Origin of the sequence: Clavibacter tessellarius (genome assembly GCF_001618005.1) — a bacterium.
GTDB lineage: Bacteria > Actinomycetota > Actinomycetes > Actinomycetales > Microbacteriaceae > Clavibacter > Clavibacter tessellarius_A.
Genome location: NZ_LQXA01000006.1, coordinates 1 through 23832, shown reverse-complemented (window position 1 = coordinate 23832; position 23832 = coordinate 1). Strand labels below are relative to the sequence as shown.

The 23832-nt window shown below is 72.1% G+C and carries 25 protein-coding genes and 1 tRNA gene; 17 read left to right on the top strand and 9 right to left on the bottom strand.

Annotation, left to right across the window (positions count from 1 at the left end):
- Positions 1-2574 (top strand): Rne/Rng family ribonuclease (locus AWH51_RS01360; protein WP_063070347.1); only part of this gene is annotated, 2574 nt, incomplete at its 5' end.
- 139 nt (positions 2575-2713) lie between these two features.
- On the opposite strand, the gene AWH51_RS01355 is transcribed toward AWH51_RS01360, so the two are convergent.
- A complete protein-coding gene (locus AWH51_RS01355) occupies positions 2714-2992 on the bottom strand; it encodes a DUF4031 domain-containing protein (RefSeq protein ID WP_063070346.1) in 279 nt (92 codons plus the stop codon).
- Between the two features lie 289 nt (positions 2993-3281).
- Here AWH51_RS01355 and rplU point away from each other — a divergent pair, with 289 nt between their 5' ends.
- The 11 genes from rplU to AWH51_RS01300 all read left to right on the top strand — a co-directional run bounded on the left by rplU (position 3282) and on the right by AWH51_RS01300 (position 11360).
- Complete coding sequence (rplU, locus tag AWH51_RS01350; protein WP_012038175.1) at positions 3282-3590, top strand: 50S ribosomal protein L21; 309 nt, start codon at positions 3282-3284, stop codon at positions 3588-3590.
- 24 nt (positions 3591-3614) lie between these two features.
- On the top strand, positions 3615-3869 hold the full coding sequence (rpmA, locus tag AWH51_RS01345; RefSeq protein ID WP_012299161.1) for a 50S ribosomal protein L27: 255 nt from the start codon (positions 3615-3617) through the stop codon (positions 3867-3869).
- A 121-nt stretch (positions 3870-3990) separates the two neighbouring features.
- Positions 3991-5529: a GTPase ObgE gene (gene obgE, locus AWH51_RS01340; RefSeq protein WP_063070345.1), complete on the top strand. Its 1539-nt coding sequence runs from the start codon at positions 3991-3993 to the stop codon at positions 5527-5529.
- A 21-nt stretch (positions 5530-5550) separates the two neighbouring features.
- Positions 5551-6330 (top strand): glutamate 5-kinase, encoded by a 780-nt coding sequence (gene proB, locus AWH51_RS01335; RefSeq protein ID WP_063070344.1) that lies wholly within the window; start codon positions 5551-5553, stop codon positions 6328-6330.
- A 44-nt stretch (positions 6331-6374) separates the two neighbouring features.
- Entirely contained in the window at positions 6375-7706 is a 1332-nt protein-coding gene (locus tag AWH51_RS01330) for a glutamate-5-semialdehyde dehydrogenase (protein ID WP_063070343.1), read from the top strand.
- A gap of 135 nt (positions 7707-7841) precedes the next feature.
- Positions 7842-8057, top strand: a complete 216-nt coding sequence (locus AWH51_RS01325) for a hypothetical protein (protein ID WP_063070342.1) — start codon at positions 7842-7844, stop codon at positions 8055-8057.
- Between the two features lie 17 nt (positions 8058-8074).
- Entirely contained in the window at positions 8075-8677 is a 603-nt protein-coding gene (nadD, locus tag AWH51_RS01320; protein ID WP_063070341.1) for a nicotinate-nucleotide adenylyltransferase, read from the top strand.
- Positions 8674-10287, top strand: coding sequence for a hypothetical protein (locus AWH51_RS01315; RefSeq protein WP_063070340.1), 1614 nt, complete (start codon positions 8674-8676; stop codon positions 10285-10287). The genes nadD and AWH51_RS01315 overlap by 4 nt, the downstream gene beginning before the upstream one ends.
- 38 nt (positions 10288-10325) lie before the next feature.
- Positions 10326-10703, top strand: a complete 378-nt coding sequence (gene rsfS / locus AWH51_RS01310; RefSeq protein ID WP_012038183.1) for a ribosome silencing factor — start codon at positions 10326-10328, stop codon at positions 10701-10703.
- Between the two features lie 34 nt (positions 10704-10737).
- Complete coding sequence (locus AWH51_RS01305; protein WP_063070339.1) at positions 10738-11181, top strand: zf-TFIIB domain-containing protein; 444 nt, start codon at positions 10738-10740, stop codon at positions 11179-11181.
- Positions 11182-11287: 106 nt separating this feature from the next.
- Positions 11288-11360, top strand: a tRNA-Ala gene (locus AWH51_RS01300).
- Between the two features lie 603 nt (positions 11361-11963).
- Here the strand turns inward: AWH51_RS01300 and AWH51_RS01295 are convergent.
- From AWH51_RS01295 to AWH51_RS01265, 7 genes are all read right to left on the bottom strand, one after another.
- Entirely contained in the window at positions 11964-12248 is a 285-nt protein-coding gene (locus tag AWH51_RS01295) for a hypothetical protein (protein ID WP_063070338.1), read from the bottom strand.
- Positions 12249-12378: 130 nt separating this feature from the next.
- Positions 12379-12663: a hypothetical protein gene (locus AWH51_RS01290; RefSeq protein WP_063070337.1), complete on the bottom strand. Its 285-nt coding sequence runs from the start codon at positions 12661-12663 to the stop codon at positions 12379-12381.
- Positions 12660-12953, bottom strand: a complete 294-nt coding sequence (locus tag AWH51_RS01285) for a hypothetical protein (RefSeq protein WP_131798086.1) — start codon at positions 12951-12953, stop codon at positions 12660-12662. The genes AWH51_RS01290 and AWH51_RS01285 overlap by 4 nt, the downstream gene beginning before the upstream one ends.
- Before the next feature lie 708 nt (positions 12954-13661).
- Entirely contained in the window at positions 13662-14414 is a 753-nt protein-coding gene (locus AWH51_RS01280) for a hypothetical protein (RefSeq protein ID WP_131798085.1), read from the bottom strand.
- A gap of 8 nt (positions 14415-14422) precedes the next feature.
- Positions 14423-14896 (bottom strand): hypothetical protein, encoded by a 474-nt coding sequence (locus tag AWH51_RS01275; RefSeq protein WP_131798084.1) that lies wholly within the window; start codon positions 14894-14896, stop codon positions 14423-14425.
- 491 nt (positions 14897-15387) lie between these two features.
- A complete protein-coding gene (locus AWH51_RS01270; protein WP_063070333.1) occupies positions 15388-16047 on the bottom strand; it encodes a hypothetical protein in 660 nt (219 codons plus the stop codon).
- Positions 16044-16376 carry a DUF6507 family protein gene (locus AWH51_RS01265; RefSeq protein WP_063070332.1) on the bottom strand — a complete coding sequence of 111 codons (333 nt, stop codon included), beginning with the start codon at positions 16374-16376 and terminating at the stop codon, positions 16044-16046. The genes AWH51_RS01270 and AWH51_RS01265 overlap by 4 nt, the downstream gene beginning before the upstream one ends.
- 530 nt (positions 16377-16906) lie before the next feature.
- Between AWH51_RS01265 and AWH51_RS01255 the strand changes: the two genes are divergently transcribed.
- The 5 genes from AWH51_RS01255 (at position 16907) to AWH51_RS01235 (ending at position 22211) form a co-directional block, all read left to right on the top strand.
- Positions 16907-17920, top strand: coding sequence for an SGNH/GDSL hydrolase family protein (locus tag AWH51_RS01255; protein ID WP_063070330.1), 1014 nt, complete (start codon positions 16907-16909; stop codon positions 17918-17920).
- Positions 17921-18047: 127 nt separating this feature from the next.
- Positions 18048-18836 carry a DeoR/GlpR family DNA-binding transcription regulator gene (locus AWH51_RS01250; protein ID WP_063070329.1) on the top strand — a complete coding sequence of 263 codons (789 nt, stop codon included), beginning with the start codon at positions 18048-18050 and terminating at the stop codon, positions 18834-18836.
- On the top strand, positions 18833-19804 hold the full coding sequence (locus AWH51_RS01245; RefSeq protein ID WP_063070328.1) for a 1-phosphofructokinase family hexose kinase: 972 nt from the start codon (positions 18833-18835) through the stop codon (positions 19802-19804). The genes AWH51_RS01250 and AWH51_RS01245 overlap by 4 nt, the downstream gene beginning before the upstream one ends.
- Before the next feature lie 22 nt (positions 19805-19826).
- Positions 19827-21893, top strand: coding sequence for a PTS fructose transporter subunit IIABC (locus tag AWH51_RS01240; RefSeq protein ID WP_063070327.1), 2067 nt, complete (start codon positions 19827-19829; stop codon positions 21891-21893).
- A 45-nt stretch (positions 21894-21938) separates the two neighbouring features.
- On the top strand, positions 21939-22211 hold the full coding sequence (locus AWH51_RS01235) for an HPr family phosphocarrier protein (RefSeq protein WP_063070326.1): 273 nt from the start codon (positions 21939-21941) through the stop codon (positions 22209-22211).
- 75 nt (positions 22212-22286) lie between these two features.
- On the opposite strand, the gene AWH51_RS01230 is transcribed toward AWH51_RS01235, so the two are convergent.
- Positions 22287-23756, bottom strand: a complete 1470-nt coding sequence (locus tag AWH51_RS01230; RefSeq protein ID WP_063070348.1) for an SDR family oxidoreductase — start codon at positions 23754-23756, stop codon at positions 22287-22289.
- Positions 23757-23832 lie beyond the last annotated feature (76 nt).

The following is a 23832-nucleotide window of genomic DNA, read 5'->3' as shown; positions in this document are numbered from 1 at the left end:
GCGCCGAGCGCCGCGCCGGTCGCCGACGCGACCCCCGCCGAGGCGCCCTCCGTCGCCGAGGACGCCGCAGCCGCTGCGGCCCCCGCGCCGCAGGAGCCGGAGGCGCCCGCCCGCGCGCTCCCGTCCCTCTCCGTCTTCTTCCAGGCGCCGGACATCGCGCCGCTGCCGCCCCGCCGCGAGCGGGACGACCGCCGCGACGACCGCCGCGACGACCAGGACGACGACCTCGAGCGCGACGAGCGCCCGTCGCGCTCCTCCCGCCGCGGCGGTCGCGCCCAGGACCGCGGCACGGGCCGCGACCCGCGCGACCGCGACCGCGACGACGACCGCGACGAGGACGACGACGCCCCGTCGGTCCGCCGTCGCGCGCGCCGCCGCTCCGGCGAGGAGGGCCGCGACGGCGACGACGCGCCCGGCACCGTCGTCAAGGTCCGCACGCCCCGCGAGCCCGAGCTCATCACCGAGCCGCAGCGGATCAAGGGGTCCACGCGCCTCGAGGCCAAGAAGCAGCGCCGCCGCGACGGCCGCGATGCCGGCCGCCGCCGTCCCGTCCTCACGGAGTCGGAGTACCTGGCCCGCCGCGAGTCCGTCGACCGCAGCATGATCGTGCGCTCCCGCGACGGCAAGATCCAGATCGGCGTGCTCGAGGACCACGTCCTCGTGGAGCACTACGTGGCCCGCGCCGACGAGGCGTCCCTCATCGGCAACGTCTACCTCGGCCGCGTCCAGAACGTGCTGCCGAGCATGGAGGCCGCGTTCATCGACATCGGCCGAGGCCGCAACGCCGTCCTCTACTCCGGCGAGGTCGACTGGGAGGCGGCCAACGCCGACAAGGGCGGCGGCAACCACGCCCGCCGCATCGAGGTCGCGCTGAAGCCCGGCGACCGCGTGCTCGTCCAGGTCACGAAGGACCCGGTCGGCCACAAGGGCGCCCGCCTCACGAGCCAGGTCAGCCTGCCCGGCCGCTACCTCGTCTACGTGCCCAACGGGTCGATGAACGGCATCAGCCGCAAGCTCCCCGACACCGAGCGCGCGCGCCTCAAGAAGACCCTCAAGGAGGTGCTGCCCGAGAACGTGGGCGTCATCGTCCGCACGGCCGCCGAGGGCGCGACGGAGGAGCAGCTCAAGCTCGACGTCGAGCGCCTCACATCGCAGTGGTCCGAGATCAGCCGTCAGGTCGAGAAGGCGCAGGCGCCCGCGCTCCTGCACTCCGAGCCCGACCTGCTGCTCAAGATCATCCGCGACGTCTTCAACGAGGACTTCCGCGAGCTCGTGATCGACGGCGGCGACGCCCAGGAGATCATCGAGGGCTACCTCCGCGGCGTGGCGCCCGACCTCATCGACCGGGTGCAGGCCTACTCGGGCGAGAAGGACTCGTTCGACCACTACCGCGTCAGCGAGCAGATCGAGAAGGCGCTCGACCGCAAGGTCTGGCTGCCGTCGGGCGGATCGCTCGTCATCGACCGCACCGAGGCCATGACCGTGGTCGACGTGAACACGGGCAAGTTCGTCGGATCCGGCGGCAACCTCGAAGAGACCGTCACCAAGAACAACCTCGAGGCCGCGGAGGAGATCGTCCGCCAGCTGCGCCTGCGCGACATCGGCGGCATCATCGTCGTCGACTTCATCGACATGGTCCTCGAGACGAACCGCGACCTCGTGCTGCGGCGCCTGGTGGAGTGCCTCAGCCGCGACCGCACCAAGCACCAGGTCGCCGAGGTCACGTCGCTCGGACTCGTGCAGATGACCCGCAAGAAGCTCGGCCTCGGCCTCCTGGAGTCGTTCTCCGAGAACTGCGAGACGTGCGCCGGGCGGGGCATCATCATCCACCACGACCCGCTCATGGCGCACACGCAGACGCCGCAGGAGCCCGTGCAGGGCCAGGGACGCCGACGCGGCGGCAAGGGCCAGCAGGAGCACGGGAACGGCGGAGGCAACGGCGGCGGCGGTCGCGGCAACGGCGGCGGGCAGCCGCAGCAGCAGCCGCGGACGCCCGCGGCCAGCACCCACAGCATCACCGACGACGCGCGGAACGCCCTCGCCAAGATCGCGACGAGCACCATCCAGACGGTGAACGACGCCATCGACCGGGTCGAGGACGTCGTGCGCACCCCGGACGAGACCGCGGAGCCCGCGGCACGCGTCGAGGCCGCGCCCGCCGAGGAGCAGCCCCGCGGTGACCGCCCGCGTCGGAGTCGCGGCGGACGGGGACGCGCGTCGTCTGCGACCGCCGAGGCACCCGAGGGCTCGACGGCGTTGGCACCCGCCGCCGACGCGCCGTCGGCTCCCGTGGAGGACCCGACGCCCGCCGACGCGGCCGTGGAGGAGCCCGCCCTGTCGACCCTGGAGCCGCGCGAGGCGATCCGCCTCGAGCCCGTCCAGATCCTCGACATCCCGGTGGCGAGCGCGCGCACGGCACCCCGCCGCGTCAGCTCGGCGGACGCGGAGCAGCTCCTCGGCTCCGTGCTCGACGCGCTGCCGCAGCCCAAGGAGCCGGGGCAGGGCCGCTCGCGCAGCCGTCGCGTGTCCACCGCGACGCTGACGACGCCGGCGCCCGACGCCGACGGCAGCTAGGCCACTCGGCCGTCCGCGCGACGGCCGCAGAGGAGGGCCCGGAGCACGTGCTCCGGGCCCTCCGTCGTCCGCGCGCCGGGGCATCGTCCGCGCCCCGGGGTGTCGTCCGCGCGAGGGGCATCGTCCGCGCGTCGGGACCTCAGCCCCGGGGAGCGCGCCGCTCGCGCTGGGTGACCCGCAGCCCGCTCGCCTGCAGGCGGCGGACGAGATCCCGGTTCGACACGGGCACGGCGCCGAGCGCGACGAGCTCGTCGTACCGCGCGGCGGGCACGTCGTAGTGGTCGCGGTCGAAGCCCCGCTCGGGGATCCCCGCGGCCCGCGCGAACGCGTGCAGCTCCTCGAGGGACGCGTCGCTCACGAGGTGCGCCCAGAGCGTCCCGTGCGCGGGCCACGCGGGTCGGTCGAGGAGCACGCTCATCCGTCGATCCTAGGCACGCGAGGCGACGGACGACGAGGGTGCGGGGCCGGCGGGACGCGCGACGCGCCCGGCGGGGATGCCCGGGGGAGCACCCGCCCTCGCGTATGATCGACGAGGACGCCGGGGGTCCGGAGTTTGACCCCTGTCCGGCGTTCCGGTAACGTGAGTCGCTGGCATGCGCTGATCCTCGAAGGTCGCGCGCGTGCCGCAGACTTCCTCCAATGATTCGGGCCACGAGGCGTCATGTCCTCAGTGAGTCAAGCCCGCGAGAGAAAACAGGTACGGAAAAGTGGTTTACGCAGTTGTGCGCGCCGGCGGTCGGCAGGAGAAGGTCGAGGTCGGGACCATCGTCACGATGGACCGGGTCAAGAACCAGCAGAGCGGCAAGGTCGTGCTCCCCGCGGTCCTGCTCGTCGACGGCGACACCATCACCACGGACGCCGCGAAGCTCGCCGACGTCACCGTCAGCGCCGAGATCCTGAACGACCTCCGCGGTCCCAAGATCGTCATCCAGAAGTTCAAGAACAAGACCGGGTACAAGAAGCGCCAGGGGCACCGCCAGGACCTCACGCGCGTCCAGGTCACCGAGATCAACTAGCACCGAGACCGCAGGGAGATACAGATGGCACACAAGAAGGGCGCGAGCTCTACCCGCAACGGCCGTGACTCGAACGCCCAGCGCCTCGGCGTGAAGCGCTTCGGCGGCCAGGTCGTCGGCGCCGGCGAGATCATCGTCCGCCAGCGCGGCACGCACTTCCACCCCGGCGTCAACGTCGGCCGTGGCGGCGACGACACGCTGTTCGCCCTCTCCGCCGGTTCGGTGGAGTTCGGCGTCAAGGGCGGCCGCAAGGTCGTCAACATCGTCGTCCCGGCCTAGCGCAGGCCGACAGCACGGACCCTGCAGCGGCACTGCCGCGCAGCACCTCAAGGGCGGGCCTCCTCGGCCCGCCCTTGCGTGCGTTCCGCAGGGACACCTCTAGAAGAAACGAGCGACAGCCATGGCGACATTCGTCGACACCGTGACCCTCCACCTGCGGGCGGGAAACGGCGGCAACGGCTGCGTCTCGGTGCGCCGCGAGAAGTTCAAGCCCCTCGCGGGCCCCGACGGCGGCAACGGCGGCAACGGCGGGGACATCGTCCTCGTCGCCGACCCGCAGGTCACCACCCTCCTCGCCTACCACCGCGGGCCGCACCGGTCCTCGCGCAACGGCGGCCCCGGCATGGGCGACCACCGCCACGGCACGCTCGGCGAGATGCTCGAGCTCCCCGTCCCGGTCGGCACCGTCGTCAAGGACACCGACGGCGAGGTCCTCGTCGACATGGCTGTGCCCGGCATGCGCTTCGTCGCGGCCGAGGCCGGCCAGGGCGGGCTCGGCAACGCGTCGCTCGCCACCACCAAGCGCAAGGCCCCCGGCTTCGCGCTCCTCGGCACGCGCGGCCAGGAGGGCGACGTCGTCCTCGAGCTCAAGGTCGTCGCCGACGTCGCGCTCGTCGGCTACCCGTCCGCGGGCAAGTCGAGCCTCGTCGCGTCCATCTCGGCGGCGAAGCCGAAGATCGCCGACTACCCGTTCACCACGCTGCACCCGAACCTCGGCGTCGTCGAGGTGGCGGACTCCCGCTACACCGTGGCGGACGTGCCCGGCCTCATCGAGGGCGCGAGCGAGGGCAAGGGCTTGGGGCTCGAGTTCCTCCGCCACGTGGAGCGCTGCTCGGCCCTGCTGCACGTGCTCGACTGCGCGACGCTCGATCCCGGCCGCGACCCCATCTCCGACCTCGACATCATCCTCGGGGAGCTCGCCGCGTACCCCGTGCCCGAGGGTCAGGTGCCGCTCATCGAGCGCCCCCAGCTCATCGCGCTCAACAAGGTCGACGTGCCCGAGGCGAAGGAGCTCGCCGAGCTCGTGCGCCCGGAGCTCGAGGCCCGCGGCTACCGCGTGTTCGACATCTCCACGGTCAGCCGCGACGGCCTGCGCCAGCTGTCCTTCGCCCTCGCCGAGCTCGTGGAGGCCGCGCGCACGAAGGCGCTCGAGCAGCCCGAGGCCGAGCGCATCGTCCTCCGCCCCCGCGCCGTGGACGAGAAGCCCTTCACGATCCGCGTCGACGGCGGCAGCTACGGCGACATCTTCCGCGTCCTCGGCGCGAAGCCCGAGCGCTGGGTGCAGCAGACCGACTTCACCAACGACGAGGCCGTCGGCTACCTGGCCGACCGTCTGGCCAAGCTCGGCGTCGAGGACGGCCTGTTCAAGGCAGGCGCGGTCGCCGGATCCAGCGTCGTCATCGGCGAGGGCGACGGCATCGTCTTCGACTGGGAGCCCACGCTCACGTCCACGGCCGAGCTCATCACGAGCCCGCGTGGGGCCGACGCCCGCGTCGACCCGATCCGCCGACGCACCAACCAGGCGCGCCGCGAGGACTACTTCGCGCGCATGGACGCCAAGGCCGAGGCCCGCGCGCAGCTCGTGCGCGAGGGCGAGGCCGGGCTCTGGGCCGACGAGGACGGCGAGGACGGCGAGGCCCCCACGGACGAGAAGGCCTGACCCGTGGGGAGGGCTGCGCGCGTGGGGACGACCTCGCGCGCCGGGATCCCGGGTGCGCGCCGCATCGTCGTGAAGGTGGGCTCGTCGTCCATCAGCGGGGAGAACGCCGGGCGGATCCGCCTGCTCGTCGACGCGATCGCCGTCGCGCACGGCCGCGGCGCCGAGGTGGTGCTCGTCTCGTCCGGCGCCATCGCGACGGGCATGCCCTTCCTCCGCCTCGACGACCGCCCGGCCGACCTCGCGACGCAGCAGGCCGCGGCCGCGGTGGGCCAGAGCATCCTGGTCTTCCGCTACCAGGAGGCGCTCGACCGCTACGGCATCGTCGCGGGCCAGGTGCTCCTCACCGCGGGCGACCTCGCCGCCCCCGACCACCGCGAGAACGCCCAGCGCGCCATGGAGCGGCTGCTGGGGCTCCGGATCCTGCCGATCGTCAACGAGAACGACACCGTGGCCACCCATGAGATCCGCTTCGGCGACAACGACCGGCTGGCTGCCCTCGTCGCGCAGCTCGTGGAGGCCGACCTCCTCCTCCTGCTGTCCGACGTGGACGCGCTGTACACGCGGCCGCCGCAGGAGCCGGGCGCCGAGCGCATCGCGCACGTCGGGTTCGGCGACGAGCTGGCGGGCGTCGAGATCGGCAGCACCGGCACGGGCGTCGGCACCGGCGGAGCGGTCACCAAGGTCGCCGCGGCGCGCCTGGCCGCCGGCTCCGGCACGGGCGTCCTGCTCACCTCGACCGCGCAGGTGGCGGAGGCGCTCGACGGCGCGCTGGTCGGCACGTGGTTCGCCCCGCGCCCCTGATCCGCCGCGGTCGCCCGGCCCTCCCGCCTGGCTAGGCTTCCCCCATGCCCACGACCGTCACCGGCGGAACCGACGCCGCGCTCGCGTCCGCCGTCGATCCCGCCGCCCGCACCGATGCGGACGCGTCGTCGTCCGCGCTGGAGGGGATCCTCGTCGCCGCACGCACCGCGTCGACCCGGCTCGCGGCCAGCACGGCGGGGGAGCGCGACGCCGCCCTCGACCGCATCGCGGCGGCCCTCCACGCGGCCTCCGACCGCATCGTGGCCGCCAACGCGGAGGACCTCGCCGCCGGACGGGCCGCGGGCCTCGCCGCCGGGCTCCTCGACCGCCTCGCCCTCGACGCGGCGCGGGTGCGCGCGCTGGCGGACGCCGTGGCGGGGATCCGTCGACTCGACGACCCGCTCGGGCAGGTGGTGCGCGGCCGCACCCTCCCTAACGGGCTGCTCCTCTCGCAGGTGCGCGTGCCGTTCGGCGTCGTCGGCGCGATCTACGAGGCGCGCCCGAACGTCACGGTCGACATCGCCGCGCTCGCCCTCCGGAGCGGCAACGCCGTCGTGCTCCGCGGCGGATCCGCCGCCCTGCGCTCGAACGCCGTGCTGGTCGAGGTCATGCGGGAGGCGGTCGCCGAGGCGGGCCTCCCGGCGGACGCCGTGCAGACGGTGGACCCCCACGGCCGTGCCGGCGCCGCCCGGCTGATGCGCGCCCGCGGCCTCGTCGACGTCCTCGTCCCGCGCGGATCCGCGGACCTCATCCGCACCGTCGTGGAGGAGTCGACCGTCCCGGTCATCGAGACGGGCGCCGGCGTCGTCCACGTCTACCTCGACGCCTCCGCGGACGCGGCCATGGCCGTGGACGTCGCGGTCGACGCCAAGGTCAGCCGCCCGAGCGTCTGCAACGCGATGGAGACGCTGCTCGTGCACCGGGACGCCGCTCCCCGTGTCCTGCCCGCCGTGCTCGACGCGCTCCGCGACCGCGGCGTGACGATCCACGGAGACGAGGCCGTCCGCGGTCTCTGGCCCGGCGCCGTCCCCGCGACCGACGAGGACTGGGCCGCCGAGTACCTGTCGCTCGACCTCGCCGTCCGCGTGGTCGACTCCGCGGAGGACGCGGTCGCGCACATCGCCCGCTGGTCCACGCACCACACCGAGTCGATCGTCACCTCGGACGTGGGGGAGGCGGAGCGCTTCCTGTCCGCCGTCGACTCCGCCGTCGTCATGGTGAACGCGTCCACGCGGTTCACGGACGGATCCGTCTTCGGCTTCGGCGCCGAGGTCGGCATCTCCACGCAGAAGCTGCACGCCCGCGGACCGATGGGCCTGCAGGAGCTCACGAGCACGAAGTGGATCGTCCGGGGCAGCGGTCAGGTCCGCGGCTGACGGCTCGGGTTCCCGCCCCGCGTCGGCAGCGGGCCGACGGCACGCCCGGGAGCGGATGCGCCCCTCTCGGGGGGCCGCCGATAGGATGGCAGGCGCCGCCTCCGTGCCCTGGGGCGTGCCACGAACGGAGATCCCATGCACGCGCTGACCACCACCATCCTCGCCGAGACCGAGCACGCCATGGAGCTCGCCGCTCCGCTTTGGGTCTTCCCGGCGGTCGCGGCCGTCGTGTTCATCGCCCTCGGCGTCGTCATGTTCAGCTTCCGCGACGTCAGCAACCGCCACTCGGAGAAGTGGGGCAAGCCGCCGGTGGCGGAGCAGGGCCACGGGACCGCCGACCAGGCGCACTGATCCGGAGCCCCCGCCCCATGACCTCTCCGACGACCCCGCGCCCGCGCATCGGGGTCATGGGCGGGACCTTCGACCCCATCCACAACGGCCACCTGGTCGCCGCGAGCGAGGTGCAGCAGCACCTGCAGCTCGACGAGGTGATCTTCGTGCCCACCGGCCAGCCCTGGCAGAAGCAGACCGTCACGGACGGCGAGCACCGGTACCTCATGACCGTCATCGCCACCGCGGCGAACCCCCGCTTCACCGTCAGCCGGGTCGACATCGATCGCGGGGGCACGACGTACACGATCGACACCCTCCGCGACATCCGGAGCGCTCATCCGGACGCCGAGCTCTTCTTCATCACCGGCGCCGACGCCATCCAGCAGATCCTCGGCTGGAAGGACGTGCAGGAGCTGTGGGACCTGGCGCACTTCGTCGCGGTCACGCGGCCGGGCCACGACCTCACCGAGAGCGGCCTCCCGCACGCCGACGTAAGATTGCTGGAGGTCCCGGCGCTCGCCATCTCCTCGACCGACTGCCGGAGCCGAGTCGGACGCGGATTCCCCGTGTGGTACCTCGTCCCCGACGGAGTCGTCCAGTACATCTCCAAGCACCACCTGTATCGGAGCCCGCAATGACCCCCTCCCACGACGCGCCCGACACCGGGCCGACCTCGTTCGACGACGGTCCCGCTCCCGCGACCCTCGGCCTCAGCCGCCGTGAGATGCGCGCCGCCGAGCGCGCGCGCGCTCAGGCCCTGGGCATCGACGAGGCCGACGACGCGCCCGCCGAGGACGCGGCGGCGCCGTCCACAGACGGCGGGGCGGCTCCGAGCGAGGAGCCCGCGGACGCCGCGGACGGACTTGGCTCGGCAGCGTCGTCCGGCCCCTCCGAGGAGCCCTCCGGCGAGCCGGCCACGATGTCCGGCGTCGGCGCGGACACCTCCGCGATCCTGCTCTCCGGCGGCGTCCTCACGCGTCGCCAGCTGCGCGCCATCCGCGAGGCGGAGCAGGCGGCCCGCCAGCAGCGTGGATCCGAGCACGACGTGCCCGCCGACGTGGCAGCGGATCAGGACGCGCCCGACGTTCCCGCGACGACGGACGACTCCACCGACGAGGGCGCTGCGGGGCCGGACGTGGCGCCGGCGCCGGTCGACGACGCCCCGCCCGTCGGCGACGCCACGGTCCCGCCGTACGTCCGCTACGGGCGCGGATCCCGGGCGACCCCGCGTCCGCGCGCCCCCTACGGCAGCGCGTACCGTCGGGCCGCCCTCGCGGAGGAGACGCCGGACGCCCCGGACGCCCCGGACGCCCCGGACGCGACCCCCGCGTCCGCGTCCGAGGCCCCCGCGGAGACCGGCGCGGCGGAGACGGACGCCGACGTGCCGACGGAGGCACCCGCGTCCTCGACCGCGGACGACGTGGTCCCCGAGGACGCCGCCGACGCGTCGGCGCGCATCCCGTCGGCGTGGCCCTTCGCGCCCATCACGCCGTCGGTCGACGACGCCGACCGCGACGTCGACGCGTCCGGGGAGCAGCCCACCGTGCCGCCGCTCGCGACCCACATCCCCGAGCGCGGCGAGGATCCCCGACCCGCTCCGTCCCTCGAGGCCACCCCCTGGGACTCCGCGGCTCCCGCCCCCCACCTCGAGCCCGCGTTCGGCACGCGCGCCTCCGATGCCGAGGACGACGCCGACGGTGCGCCCGCTCGCCCCGACGTCGACGACGGCGCCGACGAGCGCACGTCGCCGGAGGCTCCGACGACCGAGGCCGGCACCGCCGCGGACGCGCGGTCGCCGTTCACCCCGCCCACCGGCCACTGGTCGGTGCAGGACCAGGTCGACGAGGACCAGCCGCACACCGGCAACCACTTCATCCTCCCGACCGTGCCCCACGTCAACGACATGCAGCAGGCGCTGAACAGCACGGGCGAGATCATCATCACGGGTTCCATCGACCTCCCGCGGAGCCTCGGCTCCATGGGCACCCACCCGGACCGGTTCGACACGGCCGACATGGACCGGATCCTCGAGCAGAGCGACGACCAGGACCACGCTCCCGGCGGCTCCGACTCGGAGCCCGTCCGCGCGAGCCGCGCCGTCAGCACCCACACCTCCACGCGCGCCGTCGTGCAGCCGCCGCCCCGCAAGCGCTTCACCGCGCCCGTCGTGGCGGCCGTCACGGCCGGGGGAGTGGCCGTCATCGGCGCGGGTCTCGTCATCGTCGCCTTCATGACGAATGTATTCTGATCGCTGATGCACCACCCCACCCGTCCCGGAAGGACTCTGTGACCGCTTCTCCCCGCGCCCTCGACCTGCTCAAGGTCGCCGCCCTCGCCGCCGACTCCAAGCAGGCCATCGACCTCGTCGCGCTCGACGTCTCCGGGCCCCTGCCCCTCACCGACGTCTTCCTCATCGCCTCGGCCCGCAACGAGCGGAACGCGCAGGCGGTCGCCGACGAGATCGAGGACAAGATGATCGAGGCCGGCGCCAAGCCGCTGCGCCGCGAGGGGAAGAGCGAGGGACGCTGGATCCTCCTCGACTTCGGCGACGTCGTCGCCCACGTCTTCACCGAGGAGGACCGCATGTACTACTCGCTGGAGCGCCTCTGGAAGGACTGCCCCGTCGTCGCCCTCGAGATCGAGCCGACGGCCTCCGCATCCTGATCCGCTCCCGTCCCACCCGCGAGGAGATCCGCGCATGAAGTGCCCCAACGACTCCGCGACCCTGGTCATGAGCGAGCGCAGCGGGGTCGAGATCGACTACTGCCCCGATTGCCGGGGCGTGTGGCTCGACCGCGGGGAGCTGGACAAGATCCTCGACCGCGCCGAGCAGGAGTCCCGGCCCCCGGCAGCGGCCGCGCCTCCCGTGGCGCCGGCAGCGCCGCTGGGCGGCTACCCGGATGCGGGACGCGACGACCGCTGGCGCGACGACGACCGTGATCGTCGTGATGGCGATCGCCGGCGTGAGGACGGCCCTGACCGCTCGTACGGGTCGCGGGACGACCGCGGGTCCGGATATCCGCCCGCCGGCGGCTACGGGCTGGCTGGCGGCTACGGGCAGGCTGGCGGCTACGGACAGGGTGACGGCTACGGCGGGAAGCGCCGCAAGAAGGAGAGCTGGCTCAGCGAGCTCTTCGACTGACGCGCTGTCGTCGCCCGACCGGTCCGTCGACGCGGATGCCCTGGTCATGGGGCGGTCGGAATGTGTAGTAATGTAGACGAGTCGCTTCCGCAGGGAAGCGGAGTACGGGTCTGTGGCGCAGTTGGTAGCGCACCTGCATGGCATGCAGGGGGTCAGGGGTTCGAATCCCCTCAGATCCACCGCACGAGCCCCGCACCTCATCGAGGTGCGGGGCTCTTCTCGTTCGCGATCGCGGTGTCGTCGCAGTGGGCCGGATGCGCGGATCTCCGGCTTCGTCGCATCCACCAGCGCCTCAGTGGAACCGCGTCGGCGGAGCGCTGCCACAGCGGGCAGGCTGCGCGCGCGTCACCGGTGCGCGCGCCGCATGGCCCGGAACCACCGCGGCGTCATGAACGGCGGGAGGTAGAACGCGCCGATCACACCGACGAGCATGACTCCGATCACCAGGTACCGGGTCCACTCCGGCACGGGCCGGAACGCGTACAGGGTCGAGTGCCGAGCATCGCGAGCCCGTACCAGAACAGGCCGAGGACGTAGAAGTGATGGCCGCCTCGGGACCAGGAGCGCCAGAGTCCCGTGTACGCGAGGAGCCCCATGCCCGTCAGGGCGGCTCCGAGGAGAGTCAGCATCAGGTGATGGTGTCCGCCACGATGGCGGGTGCGCCCGCTGTCGTGTCACCGGGTCGTGGAGCGACGGGCCGGGGCCGGCGGACCACTGAGGAGGCGCTTCGTCGTGCATGGCGCACGGCCCTGGCCTCACGATTCTCGCCAGGGCGATGCAGCTCAACCATGTGAGCGCTGCATGGCCCGGAACCACCGTGGCGTCAGGATCGGCGGCAGGCACCACGTGCTGGCGTCGCCCGCGACGATCAGGACCATGGGAATACACAGGATCCACGTGGGGGCGGTGGGGATGAACTCGATGAATCCGTTGAGGAACGCACCGAGTCCGAACCAGAAGAACCCGAAGACGTAGTAGTAGTACCCGTTGCGAGACCACGCTCGCCAGAGGCCGGTGTAGCCGAGGAGGCCGACGGCCATGAAGCTGGCGCCGATCGCGTACATCATCGACGGCCTCCTTCTGGGGCGAAGACGTCATTCCGAGTGGGAAATGTCGGATATCGCCACGTCTGCGTGAGAGCGGGGCCGTGCTCAGCGTGTTCGTGCAGATCCGTACCGCTCTCGCGAGTCGCGTGCATCACTTCCACGTCCTCCGCATCGCTCGGAACCAGCGTGGAGTGAGGCAGGGAGGCAGGTAGAAGGCCGTCGCTATGGTCGCGAAGAAGAAGAACGTGGTCAGATTAAGGAACCAGATGGGCAGAGGCGCGAGGAGAGTCTGCACATCGATCACGACAATGCTCAGGCCGAACCAGAACACACCGAAGACGTAGTAGTAGAAGCCGTCTCTCGACCAACTCCTCCAGATGCCCGCGTATGCGGAGAGCCCGAACATCATCAGGATGACGCCTATGGGCCAGATCACGCGTTCTCCTCGGAGGTCTTCACGACCAGTTCTGAAAGCGCGGAGTGGACCCAGTAGGTCGGGACGAGCTGAAGCGACGAATAACAGTCGACTCGGCGACGGAGATGAGTGGCGCCACCCGCCACGACGATCGGCAGTCCCTCGTCTGATCCGGGCACTGCCATGCCGAACGATGTCCACTCCTGCATCCATCCACCAGTCAGGCCCGGTTGCGCCCACTCAGGCACATCCACGTGCTCGCCGCGGATCCGGGCGTCGACGTGGTCGTCGGGAATCACCTGGTCATCCATACCATGTTTGAATGAGAAGAGCCGAAGGCGGAGTAAGCGAGCCGTTCCGCCACGATCCGGTGCATTCGACAAGCCTGACGGGAATGAGGCCCTCACCAAACGCTGACCGCACCTTCGTCCTCCGTTTGCGGCGCTCAGGTCGACGAGAGCCGAAAGCAACCATCACGACGATATCCGCGGGGACGTCATGCCGTACTGAACCTTCTCGTAGCGGTACTGACGAGGACGAACTGCGGCTATGTCCGGGCTGTGTTGGCTCTGAAATCCGCCGTGAAGGCCCTTGTGTCTGCCGCTGGCCTCATAACGACTCAGGATTCCGCGTGGGGGATTCACCCTCCGTACCTTGATAATTCCATGACGGTCTTCGATGTCAATCTGAGGACCAGTGGCGTCGGTGCTCATTGGACGTCTACGTTCTCGAACTCGTTGATCGCGTCCCCCGGCGCATGGCGCGGAACCATGGCGGCGTCATGAACGGAGGCAAGTACCATGTGCCTCCACCTCCGGCTAGGAGGATCACGATGAAAGCGAACCGCACCCATCCCGGGAGTGGTTCCAGGTCGCTTGTCGCTCCGATGAGAAGAGCTCCTAAACCGAACCAGAACAGACCGAAGACGTAGAAGTGGAAGCCCTGCCGTGCCCACGATCTCCACACGCCTGTATATCCGAGGAGTCCGATCGCCATGAGGAGCACACCGAGGGCGCACGTCATCGGCGTGTTCCTGTCCGGCCGATCAGATCGAAGATCGCACTGTAGGCCCAGTACGACGGCACGACGGAGAGCAACGAGCCACCCTCTACGCGGTCTCGGACGTGGATGTTCCCGTCCATGATCACCAGTGGAAGGCCGTCGTCGCTATCCGGGACGCCCACCGACGCCGACGACCAGGTCCCGCGCCATCGCCGGGCCAGCGACTCGGCAGCCCAGCTCGGGACCTCGACGAAATCGCCTCGGATGCGAGCGTCGATGTCGGCATCACCTATGACGTGAGCTCCTGGTTCATCTCCTTCGGGCACCGGCCAATAGGGGCTGATGCCGAGCCACCCAACGAGGCGTGCGACCGCGGTTGAGAACGGGATAACATCCAGCTTCTCTTGTCCGTCCTCTCTGACGAGCGTGACGCTCAGATCGCGCCGCGCCCAGAGGCTCCACGTCGCCGTACCCTCTGCGGACCGGCGTTCTGCTACGAGTCGATAGCCGGCGTGAGCAATGACTCCGGTCAGCGTCACACCGGCAGCCGTAGGAGCTCCGAACTTCCCGGTCAGGCCGCTCGTGCGGAGCGCTATTCCCTGTTCCGTATTCCGCTTCGCACCCCCGACGAGGCCGCGATCGCGGACGCTCCACAGAGCGCTCAAGGAGCCAGATGGCAGCACGTAGGCGTTGGTGGGGGCTTCCTGATCGGCCGTGACCTCCAGCGACTCGAGCGGGCGCCCCCACTCATCAGAGGAGTACTCGTCCAATGTCGCGCTCATCCGACGACCTCTTCGAATGGACTCGTCACAGCGATGCCGTCGAACACCGGGATCAGCCGGGGGTAGACGTCGAAACCCGCGCTGCAGGTTAGGTCGATCCTCGTGTCGCCGTATGTCGCCGTGAACTTCGTGACCGCTACAGCTTTGCTGTCGATCTCGTAGATGAATTGCATGCGCCTCTGGAAGATTCCGTCTTCCCATGGGTTGACTGAAACAACATGCGACCAGGGCTCCATGGACATGGTCTCGAGTATGGCACGGGCGGAGTCTGCCACGATGCTGCCCGCTGATTCGATGGTGGACAACACAACATTCTCTCGGAAATATGTGCCGATTCGAGTGGCCGTTGGGATCCCGGTGACTATCTCTCCGCCGGTCTCACCACTCCAGCCGGCCGGCAGATGGAGCGCGCCCAAGCGTGTGGGGATCTTCTGCCAAGATACGCGCTCATCCTCATTGGTGCCCGTCATCGGTGCTTACCGTCCAGATTGCCCATCACGACTCCACCTGCATCCTCTCCGACATGCCCTCCTACTAGTCCGCCAATCACCCCGCCCAATATTCCACCCAGCAGGGTCCCGGGACCTGGCACGACGCTTCCAATAGCGGCTCCGATCTCCGCACCTGTCGCGGCACCCGCCCAACCACCTAGAGCGGCCGCGCCTCCTACAACCCCCGCGTTCTCAGCGGCATGTGCGAATCTGTGCTCTCCGTCCCATTCTGGGTGTGTACGGAGGTCTTCTTGGTACTGCTCGGTTCCAGCTGCAGCGACAGTTACGACGATGCCTGCTCCACCGAGCACGTGACTCGCCGTCTTCGCAACTGCGGGTAGTGCACTCAGACCGGCCGATGGGTCGCCTGAGAGGTACAAATGGGGCACGGTTTTGATATCAGGTGGCGGCGAATCCATCGCTGCCTGTGCCAGCTCTCGAGGAACAAGCACCGGGCTTCCCGGACGCGTTCAATACTCACGGTTCTGCCACCTGTCCACGGTCTTCGCCTGCGGCGGCTCCTCGAAGTCCGAGGAGGTCGCGACCGGGACACAGCGGATGCGCTGGCTGATGCCCTGTCCTACGCCCATTGCGGAGCTAGAGACGTCACCGGATAGAACCTTAAGGGCCGCGTCGGCTTGGTGGGGTGCGCGGTACTTGGAGAGCGCCCGGAGGCGCCGGGCGCAGTCCTCATCGGCCGCGGCCACATCGCGGTTGAACTTCGCCACGTCGTCCGCCAGTCGGCCGCCGGGGGTGTCCCGCGCCCCGATGGAGTCCTCGTCGTCGAAGGTGTCGTCCATGGAGGAGGTGTGCGCATCCACGTCCGAGGCCAGGGCGGCGCGGCGGGTAGCGAGGTCGGCGAGTGCGGAGGCGTAGTCGTCGAGCACGCGCCGGGCGTTCGTCGCCTCCGTCGCGACCATCCGGGCAACCGTCTTCGGGGCGTCCATCGCGGCACGGACACGGTCAGCACCAGGACCGTCGTACACGTCCTCCGCAGCGAGCCCGGTCCATCCGGAGGCGACGGAATCCATCGCCCCGTCGAGCTGGGTGGCGACGTCCGCGAACCCGCTGGCCGCGATCTCGACGGCCGCGGAGTCGGGCACGTCGGCGAGCGTCCCGATCTCGATCACTCGGAACCTCCCCAGCTCACATCCGCGACGCGCTTCGCGGCGTCCGTCGCCATCTGCTCGTCACCCTGCTCGTAGTCGGCGATGGAGCTCCGGGTCGCGGAGATCGCCGTGGCCACCTGGTTCTTCACGGCTAGGAGGTCGACGCCCAGGGGATCGATGCTGAGGTCGGCGAGGGCGGCTGCCGCCTGGGAACCCGTGCCGACCGCTGCCGAGGCATGGCCGATCGCGGACTCCATCGTCGTGGTCGCCTTGGAGATGCCCTCGGCGTCCGATTCCGCCTTCGTGAGGACGGCGCGCGCCTTCGCGGGGTCCAGTCTCCAGCCGTCCATGTCAGTCCTCTCACCGCGGGATCGCGCGTCCTCCTTGCGCACCATGGATTGCGAACGGGGGCGCGTCAACGGGGGCGCGAGCCGGGCCTCTCCCGGATCAGGGGGCTGTCCTCCAGAAGGAAGGACGCCCGTAACGTAGCACGGGTCATCGGCCCCCGAAGCTCCCGAATGTCGCGCGCTAGCCTGCACCATGCGAACGCCGCGGATCCGCACCGCACATCGCTCGTGGGATCGGCGGTCCCAGGCATCCTGGCGGCTTTCGCGGTCGGAGCGGCTGTGATGGCGATGCCGCTCGTCACCTGATTCGCGCAGGCCGCCCGGGCTGCCCGGGGCTCGACGTCCCGGGCGGCGTCGACACGCGCATCGACCACGGCGGTGTCAACACGCAGATCGGCCCGGGCGGCTTCCTCGGCCTAGCAATCGGCCTGGCCGCCGGCGTCATCGTGGCCGTGGTCGTCCACGCGCGTCAGTGCGGCGCCGAGGACTGAGCGGATCCGGCACCCGTCCGGTCCGCGCGTAGGGTCGAGGGGATGCCTGACGATCGCCGCCCCTCCTCCGTGTCCGACCGACGTCGGGTGCGCGGCTCGCGCGGCCGTCTCGTCGGCCTGGCCGTCGTGACGGGCGCCGTCGCGCTCGGGCTCGCCGCCTGCACGACGCCCACGCCGATCCCGCCCGCGCCCGGGCCCCTCCGCGTGGTGTCGTTGGGCGACTCGTACTCCACGGGCACGGGATCGGCGACGCCCCTGCCGGGCGACCCGGGGGTGTGCGGGCGGACGGTGGCGGGGTCCGTCCGCGTGGCGGCCGACGCCGTCGGCGCGGACTTCGTGGACGCCGCCTGCGACGGAGCCACCACGGCCGACCTCCTCGCCCCGCGGGAGCGCGGCGGACAGACGCTGCCCGCGCAGATCGACGCGTTGGCGGAAGGTGCGGACGTGGTCCTCGTCCGCATCGGGGGCAACGACCTCGGCTTCCCCGCGCTCGTGGGCGGCTGCCTCGCGCGGGACGCCGACGGCCCGGTCGCCGCAGGACCGTCCACGTGCGTCGACGCCCTCGCCCCCGCGGGCGGGACCGACGCCGTGCGCGCCCGCATCGACGGCGAGGTCTCGACGCGCCTGGCCGACGCGTTCGGCCGGATCCGAGTGGCCGCCCCGGACGCCCGCGTCGTCGTGCTCGGGTACCTCAGCGTGCTCGGCGGCGCCGACGCCCTGCCGGAGGAAGGGTGCCTGGCCGCGACCGCGACGTCGGGAGTCAACGGGCAGGTGCTCCTGACCGACCGCGACGCGCCCTGGCTCGCCGGCGTGCAGAGCGCCCTCGACGACGCGATCGCGCGCACGGCTGAGGCGGCGGGCCTCCGCTTCGTCGACCAGGAGACCCCGACCGCCGCGCACGGGTCCTGCGTCGGCGACGCGGGGGATCCGTATGTCGCGGGCCTCGGCGGCAGCGCGGGCGACGTGCCCCTGCATCCCAACGCGGCCGGGCTCGCCTGGGAGGCGGACGCGATAGCGGGCGTGCTGCGTGAGGAGGCGGCCGCGCTCGGACGCTGACCGTCGGCGCGACCCGCGGACGGACTCGTGTGGGTATGTGTTGCTTCGTGTTGCTTCTCCTGCGGATGAGGGCTACAGTGCGAGGACGCGAGGCGAACGTGCCCCGCGGAGTCGAAGGAGACCGCCCGTGTACGCCGAGGAACGCCAGGACCGGGTGGTCGACCTCCTCGAGCGCGCGGGCCGCGTCGCCGTCATGGACCTCGCCCGCGACTTCGCCGTCACCACGGAGACCGTGCGCCGTGACCTCGCCCAGCTGGAGTCCCGCGGGCTCCTCCGCCGCGTCCACGGCGGCGCCGTCCGCGCGAGCCGCTCCACGCGCGTCGAGGAGAGCCTCGACGCCCGCAGCACGCGCAACACCGACGCGAAGGCGCGCATCGCGGATGCCGCGATGGCCCTCCTGCCCGCCACCTTCCAGGGCTCCGTCGCCGTCGACGCCGGCACGACCACCGGGCTGGTGGCGGAGCGCATCGCCGCCTGGACGCCGGTCGTGGCGGGCCGGACGCTCGTCGTCGTCACGCACTCGATGGTGGTCGCGCAGACCGTGAGCCGGAACCCCGCCGTGGAGGTGCAGCTGCTCGGCGGCCGCCTCCGCGGCATCACGAGCGCCGCGGTCGGGCCCGCGACGCTCGGACAGCTGTCGCGCCTGCGGCCGGACATCGCCTTCATCGGCGCCAACGGCATCCACGCGGAGTTCGGCCTGAGCACGCCCGACGAGGAGGAAGCCGCCGTGAAGACCGCCCTGACCCGGGGATCCCGCCGAGCCGTCGCGCTCGTCGACGCCTCGAAGGCGGGGGAGGAGGCGCTCGTGGGCTTCGCCGCCCTCGACGACCTCGACACCCTCGTCACCGACGCCGCTCCCCGCGGCCCGCTCGCCGACGCGTTGGCCGGTGCCGAGGTGGAGGTGATGGTCGCGTGATCCTCACCCTCACCGCCAACCCGAGCCTCGACCGCACCATCGACCTCGCCGGCCCCCTCGCGCGCGGCGCCGTGCAGCGCGCCCGCGGCGTCACCGAGCAGCCGGGCGGCAAGGGCGTCAACGTCTCCCGCGCGCTCATCGCCTCCGGCCTCGACACCATCGCGCTCCTGCCGGGCCGCCTCGACGACCCGATGCTCGTGGCGCTGCAGGCCGAGCGGATCCCGCTCGACCACCTCGACATCGACGGCCGCGTGCGGCAGAACGTCACGCTCACCGAGCCCGACGGCACGACCACCAAGGTCAACGAGCCCGGCCCCGTGCTGAGCGCCGCGGAGGCGGACGCGCTGGTCGCGCTCGTCGTGCGGCACGCGCGCGCCGCCACGTGGCTCGTGCTGGCCGGATCCCTGCCGCCCGGCCTCGACGACGACTTCCACGCCCGCGTGGTGCAGGCCGTGCGCGCCGAGCTCGGCGACCGGGCCCCGCGGATCGCCGTGGACTCCTCGGGCGCGCCCATGGCGGCGCTCATCGCGTCGGGCGCCGTGGTCGACCTCGTCAAGCCCAACGGCGAGGAGCTCGCCGAGCTCGTGGGGCTCGACGACCCGGATTCGCTGGAGGAGGACCCCCGCCTCGTCCACGACGCGTCCCGTTCACTCGTCTCCCGCGGCTGCCGCGCGGTCCTCGCGACCCTCGGCGCCCGCGGGGCCGTCCTCACCACGGCCGACGGCGGGTGGCACGCCACCATGCCGCCGATCGTGCCGGTGAGCACCGTGGGCGCGGGCGACTCGTCGCTCGCGGGCTACCTGCTCGCCGACCACCGCGGCGCGGGACCGGAGGGGCGGCTCACGCAGGCCGTCGCCCACGGTTCCGCGGCCGCCTCCCTCCCCGGCAGCACCATGCCGTCCCCCGACCAGACCCGGCCGGACAGCGTCACCGTCCAGCCGCTCCTCCCGATCGCCGCCGATCGCTGACCCGCCCCACCTGGAGAAGAACATGCCATCGCTCATCACGAACCGCCTCGTGCTCCTCGACGCCGATCTCGGCGCCGACCGCGAGCACGCCGTCCGCGCGCTCGCTGAGCGCGTCGTCGCGGAGGGCCGCGCCACGGACGCCGACGCCCTCTTCGCAGATGCCTGGGACCGCGAGTCCAAGACCGCGACCGGCATGGGCGGCGGCCTCGCCATCCCGCACTGCCGCTCCGCCGCGGTGACGGAGGCGACGCTCGTCATGGCCCGCCCGGCGCCGACCGTCGACTTCGGCGCGCCGGACGGCCCCGCCGACCTCGTCTTCTTCATCGCCGCGCCCGACGGCGCCGACCAGGAGCACCTCGTGCTGCTGTCGCGCCTCGCGCGCTCCCTCATCAAGCCGGAGTTCGTGGAGGCGCTGCGTTCGGCCACCGACGAGGACCAGGTCGTCTCGCTGGTCGAGGGCGCGCTCGTGGACGAGCCCGCGTCGTCCACCGGGGCACCCGCCGCCGCTCCCGCTCCGGTCGCGTCCAACGCCGACGCCGGATCCGCCGCGCCCGCCCCCGTGGCCGACGCGCCCGTGCTCATCGCCGTCACCGCGTGCCCCACCGGCATCGCGCACACCTACATGGCGGCCGACTCGCTCGTCGCGGCCGCGAAGCGCGCCGGCGTCGAGCTGCACGTCGAGACGCAGGGATCCTCCTCCGTCACGCCCGTCGACCCGGCGGTCATCGCGCGGGCCACGGCCGTGATCTTCGCGGTCGACGTCGACGTGCGCGACCGCGCGCGCTTCGCGGGCAAGCCCGTCATCCAGGCGCCCGTCAAGCGCGGCATCGACCAGCCCGACCAGATGGTCGCCGAGGCCGTCGCCGCCGCGAAGGACCCGAACGCGCCGCGCGTGCCGGGCGGCGCATCCGCCTCCGCGGGATCCGAGCAGGCATCACCGCAGTCCTCGCAGTCGGTGGGAGCGCGCCTCAAGCGCTGGCTGCTCACGGGCGTCAGCTACATGATCCCGTTCGTCGCGGGCGGCGGCCTTCTCATGGCGCTCGGCTTCCTGCTGGGCGGGTACCGGATCACCGACGTCGCGGCCGACGTCGTGGTCCAGAACTCCCTCGCCAACCTGCCCGACGGCGGGATCATGACCTACCTCGGCGCCGTGGCCTTCGTCATCGGCAAGGCGTCGATGGGCTTCCTCGTCCCTGTCCTCGCCGGCTACATCGCCTACGCCATCGCCGACCGCCCGGGCATCGCCCCCGGCTTCGTCGCGGGTGCCGTCTCGCTGATCATGGGCGCCGGCTTCCTCGGCGGCCTCGTCGGCGGTCTGGTCGCGGGTGGCGTCGCCTACGCGATCGGCCGCATCGACGTGCCGCGCTGGCTGCGCGGGCTCATGCCCGTCGTGATCATCCCGCTCCTCGCCTCGATCGTCGCCTCGGGGCTCATGATCATGGTGCTCGGCGGCCCGATCGCAGGGCTCACGAACTGGCTCAATGGCTCCCTGAAGGACCTCTCCGGCACCTCGTTCGCGGTCCTCCTCGGCGCGATCCTCGGCGTGATGATGTGCATCGACCTCGGCGGCCCGATCAACAAGGTCGCCTACTCGTTCGCCGTGGCCGGCCTCGGCACCGCGTCGCTCGACAACCAGGCCCCCTGGCAGATCATGGCCGCGGTCATGGCCGCCGGCATGGTCCCGCCCCTCGCCCTCGCGCTCGCCTCGACCGTCATCGACCGCCGCCTCTTCAGCCCGGCCGAGCGCGAGAACGGCAAGGCCGCCTGGCTCCTCGGCGCCGCGTTCATCTCCGAGGGCGCGATCCCGTTCGCCGCGGTCGACCCGCTGCGCGTCATCCCCGCGAGCATCGTGGGCGGCGCCGTCACGGGCGCCATGGTGATGGGTCTCGGCGTCGTGTCGCAGGCCCCGCACGGCGGCGTCTTCGTGCTCTTCGCCATGAACGGCACGTTCCTCGGCTTCCTCGCCTCCGTCGCGGTCGGGACCGCCGTCTCGGCGTTCCTCGTCGTGCTCCTCAAGCGCTTCACCACGAAGCGCCCCGAGGCCGTCGCCGACGCGACCGTCGACCAGGGCGTGCCCGTCGCGGCCTGACCCGCTCCCGTCCGACCCACCCGATCCCCGCAGAAGGAGAACACCATGACCGAGCGCACCGCCACCATCGGCAGCCGCGTGGGCCTGCACGCCCGACCCGCATCCCTCTTCATCGAGGCCGTGCGGCGCACCGGCGTCGCCGTGAGGATCAGCAAGCCGGGCGGCACGCCGCTCGACGCGACGAGCATCCTGTCGCTCATGAGCCTCGGCGCCGCGAACGGCGACCAGGTCGTGCTCACGGCCGAGGGCGACGGCGCGGACGCCGCGCTCGACGAGCTCGCCGCGCTGCTCGAGAGCGACCTCGACGCCGTCGAGTAGCCGCACCGCACGACGAGAGGGCCCGGTCACCGCGATGCGGTGGCCGGGCCCTCTCGTGTCAGGCGAGCGTGCGCGTCACCACTCGGCGACGCGGTAGTCCTTGAGGAAGACGCCCGAGATGTCCTCGCCGGCCTCGCCCATGACGATGGGGTCATAGACGCGCGCGGCGCCGTCCACCAGGTCGAGCGGCGCGTGGAAGCCCTCCTCGGCGAGCCGCACCTTGGTGGGGTGCGGGCGCTCGTCGGTGATCCAGCCGGTGTCGACGCTCGTCATGAGGATCCCGTCGGTCTCGCGCATCTCGCGCGCCGACGTGCGCGTCATCATGTTGAGCGCGGCCTTGGCCATGTTGGTGTGCGGGTGGCCGGGGCCCTTGTACGCCCGGGCGAACTGGCCCTCCATGGCGCTCACGTTCACGACGTACTTGCGGCGCGCGGTCGACGCCGCCATCGCGGGGCGCAGCCGGCTCACGAGGAGGAACGGGGCGGTGACGTTCGCGAGCTGCACCTCGAGCATCTCCAGCGGATCCACCTCGTGCACCACCTGGGTCCAGCTGTTCGCGTCGTGCAGGTCGGGCACGAGGCCGCCCGCGTCGATGGCTGTGCCGGCCGCGAGGCGCGCGAGCGAGGAGGACCCCGCCGTCATCGCGAGCTCGGTGACCTCCGCCGCCGTGATGCCCGTGGCGGTCGAGAGGATCGGGTGCGCGGCGACGCTGGCCGCGAGGGCCGCGGGGTGCGCGTCGTTCGTGTGGCCGAACGTGAGCAGCTCCGGGATCGGGCCGTCGGGCAGCGGCGCGGACTCGGCCTCCGACAGCGGCGCGTAGGAGCCGGGGGAGCGGCGCACGGTCTGCGCGGCGTTGTTGATGAGGATGTCGAGCGGGCCGGCGGCCGCGACCGCGTCGGCGAGGCCGATGACCTGGGCCGGGTCCCGGAGGTCGAGGCCCACGACGCGGAGGCGGTGCACCCACTCGTGCGCGTCGGGCAGCCCGGCGAAGCGGCGGACGGCATCCCGCGGGAAGCGCGTGGTGATGGTGGTGTGCGCGCCGTCGCGGAGGAGCCGCAGCGCGATGTGCATGCCGATCTTCGCGCGGCCCCCGGTGAGGAGCGCGCGCATGCCGGTGAGGTCGGTGCGGGCCTCGCGCTTGGCGTGGTTGATCCGCGCGCAGTCCGGGCAGAGCTGGTGGTAGAACGCGTCGACCTGCGTGTAGTGCTGCTTGCAGATGTAGCAGGGGCGCGAGCGGAGGAGCGTGCCGGCGGTGGGCGCGGCCGTCGTGATCGCGAGCGGGATGCCACGCGTCTCGTCGTCGATGCGGTCGGGGGCGCCCGTCGCGGTGGCGGCGACGACGGCGCGGTCGGCGGTGGCGACGGCCTCGCGCTTCTCGAGGCGGCGGGCCTTCTTCACGGACTTGAACATGCTCGCCGTGGCACGGCGGACGGCGACGAAGTCGGGGTGCTCCTCATCGATGTCGGCGAGCGAGCCGAGGACGCGGAGCGTGACGGCGAGGTCCGCGGGGTCGATGGCCGCGGGGTCGATGGCCGCGGGGTCGATGGCCGCGCCGGCGTCGGGACCGGGGGCGGAGGCGGCGGCGGGATCCGCGGGCACGGCGGGGTCGTCGGGGAGGGCG